At 70.9% G+C, this 15,813-nt stretch carries 13 protein-coding genes; 9 read left to right on the forward strand and 4 right to left on the reverse strand.

The genetic code is table 11. The annotated features are described in order from the left end of the window. Nucleotides 1-130: 130 nt before the first annotated feature. The 9 genes from ACFPZ3_RS21510 (at nucleotide 131) to ACFPZ3_RS21550 (ending at nucleotide 9,637) form a co-directional block, all read left to right on the forward strand. On the forward strand, nucleotides 131-982 hold the full coding sequence (locus tag ACFPZ3_RS21510) for a helix-turn-helix transcriptional regulator (RefSeq protein WP_379515967.1): 852 nt from the start codon (nucleotides 131-133) through the stop codon (nucleotides 980-982). Between the two features lie 99 nt (nucleotides 983-1,081). Then, nucleotides 1,082-2,251: a zinc-binding dehydrogenase gene (locus ACFPZ3_RS21515; RefSeq protein ID WP_379515968.1), complete on the forward strand. Its 1,170-nt coding sequence runs from the start codon at nucleotides 1,082-1,084 to the stop codon at nucleotides 2,249-2,251. Nucleotides 2,252-2,286: 35 nt separating this feature from the next. After that, nucleotides 2,287-3,648 (forward strand): ABC transporter substrate-binding protein, encoded by a 1,362-nt coding sequence (locus tag ACFPZ3_RS21520; RefSeq protein WP_379515969.1) that lies wholly within the window; start codon nucleotides 2,287-2,289, stop codon nucleotides 3,646-3,648. Then, complete coding sequence (locus ACFPZ3_RS21525) at nucleotides 3,645-4,529, forward strand: carbohydrate ABC transporter permease (protein WP_379515970.1); 885 nt, start codon at nucleotides 3,645-3,647, stop codon at nucleotides 4,527-4,529. The genes ACFPZ3_RS21520 and ACFPZ3_RS21525 overlap by 4 nt, the downstream gene beginning before the upstream one ends. Next, nucleotides 4,523-5,353, forward strand: coding sequence for a carbohydrate ABC transporter permease (locus tag ACFPZ3_RS21530; RefSeq protein ID WP_379515971.1), 831 nt, complete (start codon nucleotides 4,523-4,525; stop codon nucleotides 5,351-5,353). Before ACFPZ3_RS21525 ends, ACFPZ3_RS21530 begins: the two co-directional genes overlap by 7 nt. 7 nt (nucleotides 5,354-5,360) lie before the next feature. Further along, complete coding sequence (locus ACFPZ3_RS21535; RefSeq protein WP_379515972.1) at nucleotides 5,361-6,521, forward strand: mandelate racemase/muconate lactonizing enzyme family protein; 1,161 nt, start codon at nucleotides 5,361-5,363, stop codon at nucleotides 6,519-6,521. Nucleotides 6,522-6,535: 14 nt separating this feature from the next. Then, nucleotides 6,536-7,207: a GntR family transcriptional regulator gene (locus ACFPZ3_RS21540; RefSeq protein WP_379515973.1), complete on the forward strand. Its 672-nt coding sequence runs from the start codon at nucleotides 6,536-6,538 to the stop codon at nucleotides 7,205-7,207. Beyond that, a complete protein-coding gene (locus tag ACFPZ3_RS21545) occupies nucleotides 7,194-8,612 on the forward strand; it encodes an NAD-dependent succinate-semialdehyde dehydrogenase (RefSeq protein WP_379515974.1) in 1,419 nt (472 codons plus the stop codon). The genes ACFPZ3_RS21540 and ACFPZ3_RS21545 overlap by 14 nt, the downstream gene beginning before the upstream one ends. Nucleotides 8,613-8,623: 11 nt before the next feature. Then, nucleotides 8,624-9,637: a DUF2804 domain-containing protein gene (locus tag ACFPZ3_RS21550; RefSeq protein ID WP_379515975.1), complete on the forward strand. Its 1,014-nt coding sequence runs from the start codon at nucleotides 8,624-8,626 to the stop codon at nucleotides 9,635-9,637. Here ACFPZ3_RS21550 and ACFPZ3_RS21555 read toward each other — a convergent pair whose 3' ends face one another. The 4 genes from ACFPZ3_RS21555 to kdpB are packed head-to-tail and all read right to left on the reverse strand — an operon-like array spanning nucleotide 9,638 to nucleotide 15,812. Continuing rightward, entirely contained in the window at nucleotides 9,638-10,306 is a 669-nt protein-coding gene (locus ACFPZ3_RS21555; protein ID WP_379515976.1) for a response regulator, read from the reverse strand. Beyond that, on the reverse strand, nucleotides 10,303-12,849 hold the full coding sequence (locus ACFPZ3_RS21560) for a DUF4118 domain-containing protein (protein ID WP_379515977.1): 2,547 nt from the start codon (nucleotides 12,847-12,849) through the stop codon (nucleotides 10,303-10,305). The genes ACFPZ3_RS21555 and ACFPZ3_RS21560 overlap by 4 nt, the downstream gene beginning before the upstream one ends. After that, nucleotides 12,846-13,706, reverse strand: a complete 861-nt coding sequence (locus tag ACFPZ3_RS21565; protein WP_379515978.1) for a potassium-transporting ATPase subunit C — start codon at nucleotides 13,704-13,706, stop codon at nucleotides 12,846-12,848. Before ACFPZ3_RS21565 ends, ACFPZ3_RS21560 begins: the two co-directional genes overlap by 4 nt. Beyond that, nucleotides 13,707-15,812: a potassium-transporting ATPase subunit KdpB gene (gene kdpB, locus ACFPZ3_RS21570; RefSeq protein WP_379515979.1), complete on the reverse strand. Its 2,106-nt coding sequence runs from the start codon at nucleotides 15,810-15,812 to the stop codon at nucleotides 13,707-13,709. Nucleotide 15,813: the final 1 nt, after the last annotated feature.

Below are 15,813 nucleotides of genomic sequence, written 5' to 3' on the forward strand. Positions count from 1 at the left end.
CAGGCACAGGATGCCGGGAACGGCAGAGCGCGCCAACGGCGTGCACACCGCCACTTCCCAAGACGGGGTGTTGCGACGACCGCTAGAAGGAAGGGAGGGAGATCCCGACCGGTCGTGACATTCTGTGGGCATGGCGGTGACACCTGCGGTGCTCCTGCGGGCCGCGCTCAGCCGGATGCGGCACACGACCGGACTGCCCGTCCTGTTCGCCGGCGCCCTCTCGACGAACGGCACGGTGCGGCTCACCGAACTGTCCGGCACCCGCACCGACGCGCTGCGCGGGCTGGCCATCCGGGCCGGCCACGGCCTGGGCGGCCGGGTGCTGGTCACCGCCAGGCCGGACAGCGTCGACGACTACACCGCCGACGCCCGCATCAGCCACGAATACGACAAGCCGGTCAGCGCCGAGGGCCTGCGGGCGATCGCGGCCGCTCCCGTGGTGGTGGGCGAGACCGTCTCCTGCCTCCTGTACGGCGGCATCCGCGAGCCGCTCTCGCTGGGCGCCCGGGTCCTGGACGGGATGGGCACGATCGCCATCCGGCTGAGCGTGGAGCTGGCCGTGCGGGCGGAGGTCGAGCGGCGCGTGGCGGAGCTGGAGACGGCCGCGATCACCCGTGCCGCCCGGCGGCCGCCGGGCCCGGGGCGGGAGCCGGAGTGGGAGCAGTTGCGCGAGGCGCACGCCGAGCTGCGCTCGATCGCCCGGGAGATCACCGATCCGGCGTTGCGCGACCGCCTCCAGAGCGTCTGCGACCGGCTGACCTCGCCAGATGGTGGCCCGGTCCCGCACAACCCGCTCTCGCCCCGCGAACTCGACGTGTTGTCCCTGGTGGCCGTGGGCTGCGGCAACGCGGAGGTCGCGCGGCGCCTGGGGCTGAGCCCTGAGACGGTCAAGAGTTATCTGCGCAGCGCGATGCGCAAGCTCGGCACGCACACCCGGATGGAGACCGTGGTGTCGGCCAGGCGCGCGGGCCTTCTCCCCTGAGGTTCGCGAGAAACATTCCGGTAACAGAACTTGACCGCGCCAAAACGGACAAACTAGCTTCTACTGCATTCTATAGAATCTAGAATCCCGGAGGCGAGGATGAGCGAGACGGCGCGTGCCGCGATCGTCACGAGCGTCGCCGGCACCGTGGAGATCCGCCGCTACGACCTGCCCCATCCGAGCCCCGGCGAGTTCCTGCTGGAGGTCGAGCTGTGCGGGATGTGCGGCACCGACGCGCACATCTACCGGGGCCGGCTGGCCAGCATCAGCTTCCCGGCGCTGCTCGGGCACGAGATCGTCGGCCGGCTGGCGGCGCTCGGCGACGGCGTCACCGCCGACCACGCGGGCACCCCGGTGCGGGTCGGCGACCGGGTGGGTGTCTTCCCCGCGCTGAGCTGCGGGCGGTGCTACGAATGCACGGTACGCAGGCGGCCGGGGAACTGCCCCGACCGCCGCCCCTCGTACGGCTTCGCCTCCCCCGCCGACCGCCCGCCGTACCTCACCGGCGGCTTCGCCACCCACCTGTACGCCTCGAACCCCGGCACCGTCTTCTACCGCACCGACCTGCCGCCGCGCACGGCGGTGCTCCAGGAGCCCCTGTCGGTGGCCCTGCACGGCTCCGAGCGGGCAGGCGTCCGGATCGGCTCCACGGTGGTCGTCCAGGGCGTCGGCGCGATCGGCCTGATGGCGGTGGTGGCGGCCAGGGCGGCGGGCGCGGCGCGGATCGTGGCCGTGGGCGGACCTGCGGCCAGGCTGGAGCTGGCGGCGGCGCTCGGCGCGGACGCGACCGTGGACCTGCGGCGCGAGCCCGGCCCTGCCGATGGCCCTGCCGATAGCGCTCCCGGCCAAGGGGGAGGCCGCAGGAAGGCGATCCTCGACGCGCTCGGCGACGGGCGCGGGGCCGACGCGGTGATCGGCACGGCCGGCTCGCCGGAGTCGTTCATCGAGGGCGTCGGGCTGGTGGCCGACGGCGGGGTGCTCGCGGAGCTCGGCAACTTCACCGACCGCGGCGCCATCCCCTTCAACCCCTTCACCGACCTGCTCAAGCGGGACATCACGATCACCGGCGTCTACGGGGCCGGCCCCGAGATGCAACGCAGGTACCACGACGCGCTCACCATCCTGCGGCGCGGCGGACTGCCCTTCGACCAGCTCGTCAGCCACCACATGCCCCTGGACAGAACCAGGCAGGCCCTGGAGGCCCTCGGCGGCGGCTACTCACTCGACGGCAGGGACGTCGTGAAGCTGGCGATCGACCCAACCGCCTGACCTATCCCCTCACCCCCCGAAGGAGAAGCTGGCACATGCCTAGGAACTACCGGCTCGTCGCGGCGATGTCCGCGATCGGACTGGCGCTGGCCGCCTGCGGCTCGGCGACCGAGGAGGTCCCGGCCGACGGCGGTGGCCTCGGCGCCGCGGGCAGCCCGGTGTCGATCAGGGTCATCGCGAACGACGCGTTCGCCAAACAGTGGCAGGACCAGCTCGTCCCGGAGTTCAACAAGAAGTATCCGAACATCAAGGTCACCGTTGACGGCATCCCGTACAACGACCAGCTCGCCAAGACGATGCTGGAGCTGACGGGGACGACCGCCACGTACGACGCGGTGCTCGCCGACGACCCCTGGCTGCCGCAGCTCGCCAAGACCGGCGCGCTGTACGACCTCAAGAGCCAGGACCTGGCCAAGTGGAGCGCCCCGGACTACGACTGGGCCGACTTCAACCCGACGCCGCTGGCCGCCGGGCAGTGGGACGGCAAGCAGTACGCCGTGCCCGTCCGCTCGAACCTGCTGCTGATGTTCTACAACAAGACGCTCTACAAGAAGGCCGGGGTCGAGGAGCCGACCGCGCAGACGACCTGGGAGCAGTACTTCGCGGACGCCAAGAAGCTGGTCCAGGACACCAACGGCGACGGCAAGCCCGACTCGTGGGCCGTGGGGACCTACTTCACCAAGGACCCGCTGACCCCCACCATCTGGCAGACGGTCCTCAATTCCAACGGCGGCAAGCTGCTCGACGACAAGATGCGGGTCGCCTTCAACGACGCGAACGGCGTCAAGGCGCTGCAGACGCAGGTGGACCTGCTCAAGTACGCTCCCCCGGGCGCGAGCACCTACCAGTTCAACGAGCCGCTCGAAGCCTTCCGCCAGGGCAAGACGGCCACCATGTTCATGTGGGGCAGCGTCTACAAGGGCACCGCCGTGGACGAGGACACCACCACCCTCACCCCCGACGAGGTCGGCCTGACCACCATGCCGGCGGGCACCGCGGGGGCCGGGGCGCACCGGGGCATCTGGTCGGCGGGCATCTCCAAGAAGTCCCAGCACCCGGCCGCCGCCTGGACGTGGCTGCAGTGGGTGACCTCCAAGCAGGGCGAGCAGTTCACCGCCAAGGCGTTCGGAACGTTCCCGGCGCGTAACTCGACCCTCGACGGCACCCCCGCCGACGACTGGGCCAAGCCCGTGTACAAGGCGCTCAAGGAGGGTTACGAGGTCGTCAACAAGAACCAGATGTGGCGGCCCCGCCTGCCCGAGTCGGACGCCGTACAGCAGATCCTGGCGTTGCAGACCAGCCGCGCCATGTCCGGTCAGGCCACTTCGCAGCAGGCCGTCCAGCAGGCCGCGAGCGAGATCACCGAACTGCTGAAGTCCAAGGGCTACGAGCAGTGATCGCCAAGCGGCTGGGAGAGCGGGGCACGGCCTGGCTCTTCCTGACCCCCGCTCTGGTGTTGCTGGCCGGCATGTTGCTCTACCCGATCGTCTACACGCTCTGGGTGAGCGTGTCGGACTTCGACCTGGCCTCCTTCCAGCCGACCGGCTGGGTGGGGATGCGCAACTACACGGCGGTGCTGCACGACCCCGGCTTCCTGGAGTCGCTCAAGGTCACCGGCATCTACCTGGTGATCGCGCTGCCGCTGCAGATGGTGCTGGGGTTCGCCATCGCGTTCCTGCTCAACGTGGACTGGCGGGGGCGCGGGGTGCTGCGCGCGTTGTTCCTGGTGCCCATGGTCGTCGCGCCGGTCGTGGCGGGCGGCGTGTGGCGGATGTTGCTCGACCCGCTGTGGGGCGTGGTCAACTATCTGCTCGGGCTGGTCGGCATCGGCCCGATCGAGTGGATCGGCGACCCGGCGCTGGCCATGGCGAGCGTGATCATCATCGACACGTGGCGGTGGACGCCGTTCGTCGTGCTGATCGCCGCGGCCGGGATCATGGCGCTGCCCGCCGACGTGTACGAGGCCGCCAGGTCCGACGGCGCGGGCCGCTGGCAGACGTTGCGCCGGATCACGCTGCCGCTGCTGGTGCCGGTGATGGCCGCCGCGTTCATCGTGCGCTGGCTGGGCGCGGTGAAGATGTTCGACATCGCGCTGGCCGCGACCAAGGGCGGGCCGGGCAACTCCACGAACGTGCTCAACCTCTACATCTACGAGAAGGGCTTCAGGAGCCTCGAGTTCGGCTCGGCCTCCTCGATGGCCACGATCGTCCTGGTGATCACCATGCTTCTGACGTTCGTCATCTTCCGCATCAGCCACCACCTGGAGAACCGATGGTGAGGTCGAGGGCGGGGCGCTACGCCGCGATCACCGGGGCCGTGCTGGTGACGGCCCTCTTCCTGCTCCCCGTCCTGTACATGGTCAACATCTCCTTCAAGCTGCCCAAGGACATCTTCACCGTCCCGCCGCGCTGGCTGAGCGAGCTGACCTTCGACAACTACACCAGCTACTTCGAGCAGGCCCGCATCCTGCCCCGCATGGTCAACACGGTGATCGTGGCGGTCGGCGCGTCGGCCATCTCGATGGTGGCCGGGTCCATGGCCGGGTACGCGTTGTCGCGGATGAAGATGCGCGGCGCGGGCGTGGTGGGCGGGCTGATCCTGGCCTCCCGCGCGGTCCCGCCGATCGCGCTGGTGGTGCCGTTGTTCCTGGTGGCACGGAAGCTGGGGCTGACCGACCAGTACATCACCGTGATCCTGGCGTACGTGACCTTCCTGGTGCCGTACGTGGTGTGGCTGATGCGGGCGTTCTTCCGCAGCCTGCCGCCGGAGCTGGAGGAGGCGGCGATGCTCGACGGCTGCACCCGGTTCGGCGCGTTCTTCCGGATCATCGTGCCCACGAGCATGACCGGGCTGATCTCGACGTTGATCTTCTGCATCATCCTGGCCTGGGAGGAGCTGCTGTTTGCGCTGATCCTCACCAACGACAAGGCGGTGACCATCCCGGTCGCGATCGCGGGCATCGCCGCCGACACGGAGAAGGGCGGGCTGTGGGGACCGCTGGCGGCGGTGGGCGTGCTCACCGTGCTGCCCGTGGTGATCTTCGCGCTGGGCGTGCAGAAGTATCTGATCAAGGGTCTCGCCGACGGCGCGACCAAGGGGTGAGAGGCAGATGAGGATCACAGACGTGCGCGGGCGGGTCATCGAGATGCCCTACCCGAGGCCGTTCGTCCCCTCCTGGGCGCCGGAGGGCGCGCATCGCGCGATGTCGGCGGTCATCGTCGAGGTCGAGACCGACGAGGGCGTCGTCGGCGTGGCCGGCGGCGACATGGGCCACGGCACGGGGCCGATGTTGCTGGCGGCCGTCAAGGACTGGATCAGGCCGCAGCTCGTCGGGCTCGACGCCTTCGCGACCACGCACGTGGCCAACCGGCTGCGCTACGTCGCCGAGTACGTCTTCCCCCGTCCCTGGGTGGTCGGCGTGGCCGTGTGGGACGCGGTCGGCAAGGCGTGCGGCCGGCCCTTGTACAAGCTGTGGGGCGGGCACGCGGGATCGGTGCGCGCCTACGCCAGCTTCGGCGAGGTCCGCAGCCCGGCGCAGCGGGCCGAGGACAGCCTGCGGGTGGTCGAGGAGGGCTTCCAGGGCATCAAGCTGCGCGTGCACTCCGCCACCATCGACGAGGACGTGGCGCAGGTCGCGGCCGTGCGCGAGGCGGTCGGCCCCGGCGTGGCGATCATGGTGGACGCCAACCAGGCCGCCGCCCGCTGGCGCTACGCCCCTGACGGCAGCCGGCTGATCTGGGACTACGACCGGGCGCTCGCCACGGCCAGGGAACTGGCCGGGCTCGGCGTGGCCTGGCTGGAGGAGCCGCTGCCCCGGCACGACTACCGGGCGTTGTGCGAGCTGACCACCGCCTCGCCGATCCCGATCGCGGGATGCGAGCACAACCGGGGCATCGGCCAGCTCGTACGGATGCTGGAGGACGGCTGCTTCGACATCTTCCAGCCGGACGCCAACGAGAGCGAGGAGATCGGCGCGCTGCGCGACTTCGGCGCGATGGCCGCGGCCAGGCAGCGCCGGGTGATCCCGCACGCCTGGGCCACCGGGCTGGGCGTGGCGGGCAACCTGCAGCTCTGCGCGTCGTTGCCGAACTGCGACTGGCTGGAATATCCCTACGATCCCCCGGTGATCGTCCCGGAGGTTTTCCACTCCATGCTGACCAAGCCGCTGCTGCCCGATTCCTCCGGAATGGTAGGCGTTCCGGAGGGTCCGGGACTCGGTGTAGAGCTGGACTACGCGACGATCGAGTCGCTCACCGTCCAGCAGGTCTGAAGGGCTGCCCAACCATGGCCGAACCGCGCCCCCCATTCCGCACCAAGGCCGATCTGGCCGCGGAGCACATCAAGCATCTGATCATGACGGGTGAGGCCCCTCCCGGCACGAAGATCATCACTCGGGTGGTGGCCGAGGCCGTCGGCATCAGCGAGACGCCGGTACGCGAGGCCATCAAGCAACTCTGCTCGGAGGAGTGGCTGGTCGAGCGCCCGCACGTGGGCGCGGTGGTGGCGGCGTTCACGGTGTCGAACGTGCGCGAGCTGTACAGCGTGCGGGCCGCGCTGACGTCACTCGCGCTGCACCTGGGCGGCGAGCCGCTGACCGGCGAACGGCTGGCGGCGGTGGACGAGGTGCTGGCCCGCAGCGAGGTCGCGGTACGCGACGGCGACGTGGCGGCGTTCGCCACGCTCAACCGGCGTTTCCACTCGCTGCTGTGCGACACCGAGCACAGCAGGATGACCCACCGCATGTTGCAGGCGTTGTGGGCGCGCACGGAGACCGCGCAGCGCGGCTTCCGCCTGGTGCCCTGGCGGCTGCCCGAGTCGCACGCCGAGCACATCGCCATAAGGGACGCACTGGTGGCGGGCGACATCGCGCGGGCCGGCGAGTTGCAACACGCGCACGAGATGGCCGCCATGCACGCACTGATCGACGGGATCCGGGAGAACGATGGACAAGGCTGAAGCGCTGATCGGCGGCGAGTGGCACCAGGAGCCGGGCGGGCGCACGTTCGCCGTGTACGATCCGGCCACGGGCGCGGCCGTCGCCGAGGTCGCCGACTGCGGCGCCGAGCTGACGGGACGGGCGATCGACGCCGCGGCGCGAGCGTTGCCCAGCTGGCGCGCGATGCCCGCGCACGAGCGGGCCGGCCTCATGCGCCGCGCCGCGGCCGAGCTCGTCGAGCGGGCCGCCTCGATCGGCGCGACGATGACCTCAGAGCAGGGCAAACCGCTCGCCGAGGCCACCGCCGAGGTGGTCTCGGGCGCCGACCACCTGCTCTGGGCCGCGGAGGAGACCCGGCGCCTGTACGGGCAGACGGCGCCGGGCGCCACCGCGGACAACCGGATCTGGATGTTGCCCGAGCCCGTGGGGGTGGTGGCGGGCATCACGCCGTGGAACTTCCCGGTCTCGATGATCACCCGCAAGCTCGGCCCCGCGCTGGCCGCCGGTTGCACGGTGGTGCTCAAGCCCGCCGAGCAGACCCCGCTGTCGGCGATCGCCGTGGCCGAGGCGTTCACCGCGGCCGGCCTGCCGCCCGGGGTGTTCAACCTTGTGCCCACCTCGCGGCCGGAGCGGTTCGCCGAGGTGGTGATGGCCGACAGGCGCGTGCGCAAGGTGTCCTTCACCGGCTCGACCGAGGTCGGCAGGGAGCTGATCAGGCAGAGCGCCCAGGACGTCAAGCGGCTGAGCGTGGAGCTCGGCGGCCACGCGCCCGTGCTCGTCTTCCCCGACGCCGACCCTGAGGCCGCCGCGGCGGCCGTGGCCAGGAGCAAGTTCCTCAACGCCGGCCAGGCGTGCACGTCACCCAACCGCATCTTCGCGCACCGCGACGTGGCCGCCCGCTTCACCGCCGCGCTGGCAGGGCACGCCCAGGCGATCACGCCCGGCGTGGACATGGGGCCGCTGATCGACGCCGCCGCGCTGGCCAAGGTGGAGCGGCACGTCGAGGACGCGCTCAAGGGCGGCGCCACGGCACTCACCGGCGGCGCGCGGCTCGACGGCCCCGGCACCTTCTACCCGCCGACCGTGCTGGCCGGGGTCACCGAGGACATGCTGGTCTGCCGGGAGGAGACGTTCGGGCCGGTCGCGCCGGTGATCGAGTTCGACGACGTGGAGGGCGTGGTGGCCAGGGCCAACGCGACCCCTTACGGGCTGACCGCGTACGTGTGGACCTCCGACCTGACCAGGACCCTGCGGGTGGCGGAGGAGCTGGAGTTCGGCATGGTCACCGTGAACGGCGGGCCGCTGGCGCCGCCGCAGGCGCCCTTCGGCGGGATCAAGCACAGCGGGTACGGCCGGGAGGGCGGGAGCCTCGGCGTGTCCGACTACCTGGAGTACAAGTACCTCAGCGTGGGGCTGGGGCGATGACGGGGAGCGCCATGCAGAGCAGTCCGCACGCCGTACGAGAACGGGAGATCACCGCGAGGGTGGACCTGTGCCTGCCCGACGGGCGGCTCAACCCCGCGGCCGTCGGCTGGAGCCGGGTCCCGTTGCAGCGGGCCAACATCCGCGGCTGGGGCCGCACGATGCGCTGGGACTACTGGTGTGTGACCAGCCAGGAGATGGTGTTCGCGTTCAGCGCGAGCAGCCTCGACTACCTGGCGGGCGAGTCGGCCTGGTTCCTGGACCGGCGCACCGGCGAGCAGGTGTCGAGCCGGGGGCTGCTCGTGCCCGCCCGGCACGTGTCCTTCTCCGAGCGCGGCGGCGAGGGCAGCGTGCGGATCGGCGCGGGCGAGCTGCGGATCAGCGTGGACGAGACTGCCGAGGGCTCCCGGTTGCGGGTGAGGTCGGCCGAACTGGAGGCGGACCTGCTCGTGCGCCGGGTGCCGGGCAGGGAGAGCCTGTCGCTGGTGGTGCCGTGGTCCTCGCGGCGTTTCCAGTACACGCTCAAGGATGTCGGGCGGCCCGCCGAGGGCACCGTACGCGTCAACGGCAGGACGCGGACGTTCACCGCCGATGACGCGCTGGCCACGCTCGACCTCGGCCGGGGCCGCTGGCGCTCCCCCATCCTGTGGAACTGGGGCGCCGCGGCCGGCCGCCCCGGCGGCCGGGACGTGGCCGTGCAGGTCGGCGGCAAGTGGACCGACGGCACCGGCAGCGTCGAGAACGCGCTCCTCCTGGACGGCCGCCTGCACAAGATCAGCGAGGAGCTGGTCTGGCGGTACGACACCTCCGACTGGCACGCCCCCTGGCGGATCACCGGCGAGCGGGTGGACCTGGAGTTCGTCCCCGAGCACGTCAGGCTGGGCGACGTGCGCCGGGCGCTGTACATGCGCAGCAGGGAGGCCCAGGCGTTCGGCCACTACCGGGGCACGGTCGTGGCCGACGACGGGGAGGCGGTGGAGATCGACGGCCTGTACGGCTGGGCCGAGGAGGTCTACCGCCGCTGGTGATCACGGCGTGAAGCGGTAGCCCATGCCGGGTTCGGTGATCAGGTGCGCGGGGTGGGCCGGGTCGCGTTCGAGCTTGCGGCGCAGCTGGGCCATGTACTGCCGCAGGTAGTGGGTCTCCTTGACGAAACGGGAACCCCACACCTCGGTCAGGATCTGCCGCTGGCTGATCAGCTTGCCCGGGTGGCGCAGCAGCAGCTCCAGGATGTGCCACTCGGTCGGCGTCAGCCGGATCTCGCCGGAGACGGTCTTGCCGGCCAGGTCGATGACGTGGTCGCCGAGCTGGATGCTGGCCAGCTCGGCCTCCTGGATGGCGGTGCGCCGGGCGACGGCCCGCACCCGGGCGAGCAGCTCGTCGATGCCGAACGGCTTGGTGACGTAGTCGTCGGCGCCGGCGTCCAGGGCCTCGATCTTGTCCTGGTTGCCGGCCCGGCCGGACAGCACGATGATCGGGATGGTGGTCCAGCCGCGCAGGCCGTGGATGACGTCCACTCCGTCGATGTCGGGCAGCCCGAGGTCGAGGATGACCAGGTCGGGCGTACCGTCCACGGCCGCGCGCAGGGCCGAGGCCCCGTCGGCGGCGACCGTGACCTCGTAGTGCCGGGCGGCCAGGTTGATGCGCAGGGCGCGCAGGATCTGCGGCTCGTCGTCGACGACGAGGATGCGGGTCACGGCGTCACCGCCCGGCTGGAGATGGGCAGCGTGAGAATCATGGTGAGGCCTCCCCCTGGGGTCTCTTCTGGTACGAGGGTCCCGCCCATCGCCTCGGTCAGGCCGCGAGACAGGGCCAGGCCGAGCCCGACACCCGAGTGGTTGTCACGGTCGCCGAGCCGCTGGAACGGCTGGAAGACCCGGTCGTGCGCCTCCGGCGGGATGCCCGGTCCGCGATCCATCACGCGGATCTCGACGTGCTCGCCGTGCCAGCTCGCGGTGATGAGCACCGTCTTGTCCGGCGGGCTGTAGCGCACCGCGTTGGACATGAGGTTGACCAGGACGCGTTCCAGCAGGGCGGGGTCGGCGAGGATCTCGGGCAGCTCGATGGAGACGTCGCCCTCGATCCGGTCGCGTAGCGGGCCAAGGTCGTCGATGGCGCGCGGGATGATCTCCTCCAGGGCGATCGGCTGCGGGTTCGCGCCGAGCACGCCGGCCTGCAGGCGGCTCATGTCGAGCAGGTTGGCCACCAGCCGGGCCAGTTTGTCCAGGGACTCATCGGCGGTGGCCAGCAGTTCGTCCCGATCCTCGCGCGACCAGGCGATCTCGGTGCCGGCCAGGCTCTCGACGGCGGCCTTGGCGGAGGCGAGCGGGGTGCGCAGGTCGTGGCTGACGGCGGCGAGCAGCGCGGTGCGCATCTTGTCGGCCTCGGCCAGCGGGCGGGCCTGCTCGGCCGCCTCCTGCAGGCGTTCCTGGCGCAGCGCGACGGCGGCCTCGGCGGCGAACGCCTCCAGCACCGTACGGTCGGCGGCCTCCAGCGGCCCTCCCTTGGCGGCCAGCATCATGTCCTCGTCGATGACCACGTCGGTGTCGGACTGGCCGGGGCAGGTGGACGGGGCGCCGCCCGAGGTGGCCACGATCCGCCAGACGTCCGGGTCCGACTGGTCGTCGGGGGTGCGGGCGGCCTCGGGCCGCCGTTCCAGCAGGGTGACCGAGCTCAGGCCGAACGTCTCGCGCATGCGTTCCAGCAGGGAGGGCACGGCGGCCTGGCCGCGCAGCACGTGCCCGGCCAGGGTGGACAGCAGTTCGGCGTCCGCGCTCGCGCGGGCGGCCTCCCTCGTCCGCCGGGCGGCGATGTCCACGATCGTGCTCACCGCCGCCGCCACCAGCACGAACACCAGCAGCGCGAACAGGTTCTCCGGGTCGCTGATGGTGAACTCGCCGATCGGCGGCGTGAAGTACCAGTTGAGCAGCAGCGACCCGCCGACCGCGGCCGTGATGGCCGGCCACATGCCGCCCGCCAGCGCGACGCCGACGGTCAGGCAGAGGAAGAACAGGATCTCGCTGGGCAGCGACAGCAGATCCCTGAACGGCGTCAGCACGGCGGTCAGCAGCGGCATCCCGGCCACCGCCAGCGCCCAGCCGCTCAGCCGGCGCGTGCGGGTGAGCGCGGCCCGCGACCGCCCCGGCCTGCCGCGGCCCTTCTTGGCCTCCTCGTGCGTGATCATGTGCACGTCGATGGAGCCCGATCGGGCCGTGGTCTCCACTCCGACGCCGCGCGAGAAGACCTGCGCGAAGCGGCCTCTGCGTGAGGCGCCGAGGACGAGCTGGGTGGCGTTGACCCCGCGCGCGAAGTCCAGCAGCGCGCGCGGAATGTCGTCGCCGACGACCTGGTGGTAGGTGCCGCCCATGTCCTCGACCAGCGTGCGCTGACGGGTCAAGCTGGCGGGGTCGGCTCCGGCCAGCCCGTCCGCGCTGGTCACGTGGACGGCCAGCAGGTCGGCGCCCTTGGTTCGGGCGGCGATGCGGGCGGCCCTGCGCACCAGGGTGTCGCCCTCCGGGCCGCCGGTCAGCGCGACCACCACGCGCTCGCGCGCCTCCCAGGTGGTCGCGATGCCGTGGTCGGCACGGTAGCGGTCGAGCTGGTCGTCCACCTTTCCCGCCACCCACAACAGGGCCAGCTCGCGCAGCGCGGTCAGGTTGCCGACGCGGAAGTAGTTCGACAGCGCCGCGTCGACCTTCGACGGTGCGTAGACGTTGCCGTGCGCCATGCGGCGGCGCAGCGCGTCGGGCGACATGTCCACCAGCTCGATCTGGTCGGCGCGGCGCACCACCTCGTCCGGTACGGTCTCGCGCTGCGGCACGCCGGTGATCTCCTGGACGACGTCGTTGACCGACTCCAGGTGCTGGATGTTCACGGTGGAGACGACGTCGATGCCCGCGTCCAGGATCTCGTCGATGTCCTGCCAGCGCTTGACGTTCTTCGAGCCCGGCACGTTGGTGTGGGCCAGCTCGTCGACCAGCGCGACCTTGGGCGCCCGTTCGATGACGGCGGCCACGTCCAGCTCGGTGAAGGTGGTCCCCCGGTAGACGATCGTCTTGCGCGGGATGATCTCCAGGCCCTCCAGCAGGGCCTCGGTGCGGGGGCGGCCGTGGGTCTCGACGAAACCCACGACCACGTCCCTGCCCCGCTCCAGGCCCCTGCGGCCCTCGCCGAGCATCGCGTACGTCTTGCCCACCCCGGGCGCCGCCCCGAGGTAGACCCGCAGGCGGCCCCGGCTCATCGGCGGTCGAGTGCCAGGTTGAGTTCGAGCACGTTGACGGCGGGTTCGCCCATGAAGCCGAGCGCCCTGCCGGTGGTGTGCTCGCCGATCAGCGCCTTCACCCGGTCGAGGGCGACCCCGCGCTCCTTGGCCACGCGGGGCGCCTGGAGCTCGGCGTAGGCCACGGAGATGTGCGGGTCCAGGCCGGAGCCGCTCGCCGTCACCGCGTCGGCCGGCACTTCCACGGTGGTCACGTTCCCGCGCACGGGCACGGTCCTGCCCGCCGCGTAGTCCTCGCCCGGCTTGCCGCACTCCACCCTCAGCCCCTGGTAGGAGGCGATGAACGGCGCGGCGGGGCAGGCCTGGTTGACGCTGACGGCCCGGTCGGGGAAGACCTTCAGCACCGCGCCGACCCCGTCCGGCGTGCAGAACGGGCGGGCGCCGCTGACGCCCTCCAGCTCGCCGGCCGCCTTGGAGCGGGCGCAGACCTGGGTGAGCAGCGACTGCTTGCCCTCATCCGGGTTGCCCTCCTCGTCCTTGGCGCCGGGCACCGCCAGGGTGTCCACGATGTCCTCGGGGCCGAGGTTGCTGGCGCTGGTCGAGGTCGGGTCGTAGCCGTCACCGGCCGCTGACGGCCGGGACTGGAAGTACTTCCTGACCGGGTTGCCGTCCTTGTCGGTGAAGTTCTGGCCGATGATCGCGCTGCCCACGTCCTTACCTCCGGACTGGACGATCGAGCCGTTGGCGTTGCCGTTGAACAGCGCCTGGGCGACGCCGGTGGTGACCAGCGGATAGATCAGGCCGAGCAGCACGGTCAGGACGGCGACCGCCCGGATCGCGGCCAGATGCTGGCGCAACCAGCTGGGTAGACGTTCCATTTAGCTCATCCCCGGAAGGAACTGGATCAGAAGGTCGATGATCTTGATGCCGATGAACGGCGCGATGATGCCGCCCAGGCCGTAGACGTACAGGTTGCGGGACAGCAGCTTGGAGGCGCTGGAGGGCCGGTATCTCACGCCGCGCAGCGACAGCGGGATCAGCGCGATGATGACCAGCGCGTTGAAGACGACCGCGGCCAGGATCGCGGACTGCGGGCTGGCCAGACGCATGATGTTGAGCGCGTCCAGGCCCGGGTAGACGGCCGCGAACATGGCCGGGATGATCGCGAAGTATTTGGCGATGTCGTTCGCGATCGAGAACGTGGTCAGCGCGCCGCGCGTGATCAGCAACTGCTTGCCGATCTCGACGATCTCGATGAGCTTGGTCGGGTTGGAGTCGAGGTCCACCATGTTCCCGGCCTCCTTGGCGGCCGAGGTGCCGGTGTTCATCGCCACGCCGACGTCCGACTGCGCCAGCGCGGGGGCGTCGTTGGTGCCGTCACCGGTCATCGCGACCAGCCGGCCGCCCTCCTGCTCCTTCCTGATCAGCGCCAGCTTGTCCTCCGGCGTGGCCTCGGCCAGGAAGTCGTCCACCCCGGCCTCATCCGCGATCGCCTTGGCGGTCAGCGGGTTGTCACCGGTGATCATGACCGTGCGGATGCCCATCCTGCGCATCTCGTCGAACCGCTCCCGCATGCCCTGCTTGACGACGTCCTTGAGATGGATGACGCCCAGCACGCGGCCCCGCTCCGCCACGACCAGCGGAGTGCCGCCGGAGGCCGAGATGCCGTCCACGAGATGACCGATCTCGTCGGTCGGGTGACCCCCGGCGTCGCGCACCCACTTCATCACCGCCGTGGCGGCGCCCTTGCGGACCTCGCGGCCCTCGAAGTTCACCCCGGACATGCGGGTCTGCGCGGTGAACTGCACCCACTCGGCGCCGTGGATCTCCCGCTCGCGCAGGCCGTAGCGCTCCTTGGCGAACACCACGATCGAGCGGCCCTCGGGGGTCTCGTCGGCCAGGCTGGACAGTTGCGCCGCCTCGGCCAGTTCGCCCTCGCTGATCCCGTTCACGGGGACGAACTCGGCGGCCTGCCGGTTGCCCAGCGTGATGGTGCCGGTCTTGTCCAGCAGCAGCGTGGACACATCCCCCGCCGCCTCGACCGCACGACCGGACATGGCCAGCACGTTGCGCTGCACCAGGCGGTCCATGCCGGCGATGCCGATCGCCGACAACAACGCGCCGATGGTGGTCGGGATCAGGCAGACCAGCAGCGAGACGAGCACCACGCCGCTGACGCCGTCGGCGTTCAGCGCGAGGGAGTCCGGCACTCCCGGGTTGATCAGCTTGGAGTAGATCGCCAGCGGCTGCATGGTCACGGTCGCGATCAGGAAGATGATCGTCAGGGCGGACAGCAGGATGTTGAGCGCGATCTCGTTCGGCGTCTTCTGCCGGTTCGCGCCCTCGACCAGGGCGATCATCCGGTCGATGAAGCTCTCGCCGGGCTTCTGGGTGATCTGCACGACGATCCGGTCGGACAACACCTTGGTGCCGCCGGTCACCGCCGAGCGGTCGCCGCCGGACTCGCGGATGACCGGGGCGGACTCGCCGGTGATGGCCGACTCGTCCACCGACGCGATGCCCTCCACCACGTCGCCGTCACCGGGGATGGTCTCCCCCGCCTCGACGACGACGAAGTCACCCTGCTTCAGCTCCGGTGCGCCGACCGTGTCCCACTCGGCCGAGGTCCGGCTCTTCAGCCGGCGCGCCATGGTGTCGGTCTTGGCCTTGCGCAGCGTCGCCGCCTGCGCCTTGCCGCGCCCCTCGGCCACAGCCTCGGCCAGGTTCGCGAAGACCACGGTCAGCCACAACCACACCACGATGGCCCAGGCGAAGAACGACGGGTCGAGGACGGCCAGCACAGTGGTGAACACCGCGCCGATCTCCACGATGAACATCACCGGGTTGCGCCACAACGTGGCCGGGTTCAGCTTCTTCAGCGCGTCCGGCAGCGATACGAGGAGTTGTCTGGGATCCAGGAGACCGCCGCCCACGCGGCCGTCCCGCTTGGAGACGGGTGTCTCCTCCAGCACGGGGGTTGACATG

It is taken from the genome of Nonomuraea insulae (assembly GCF_042656245.1).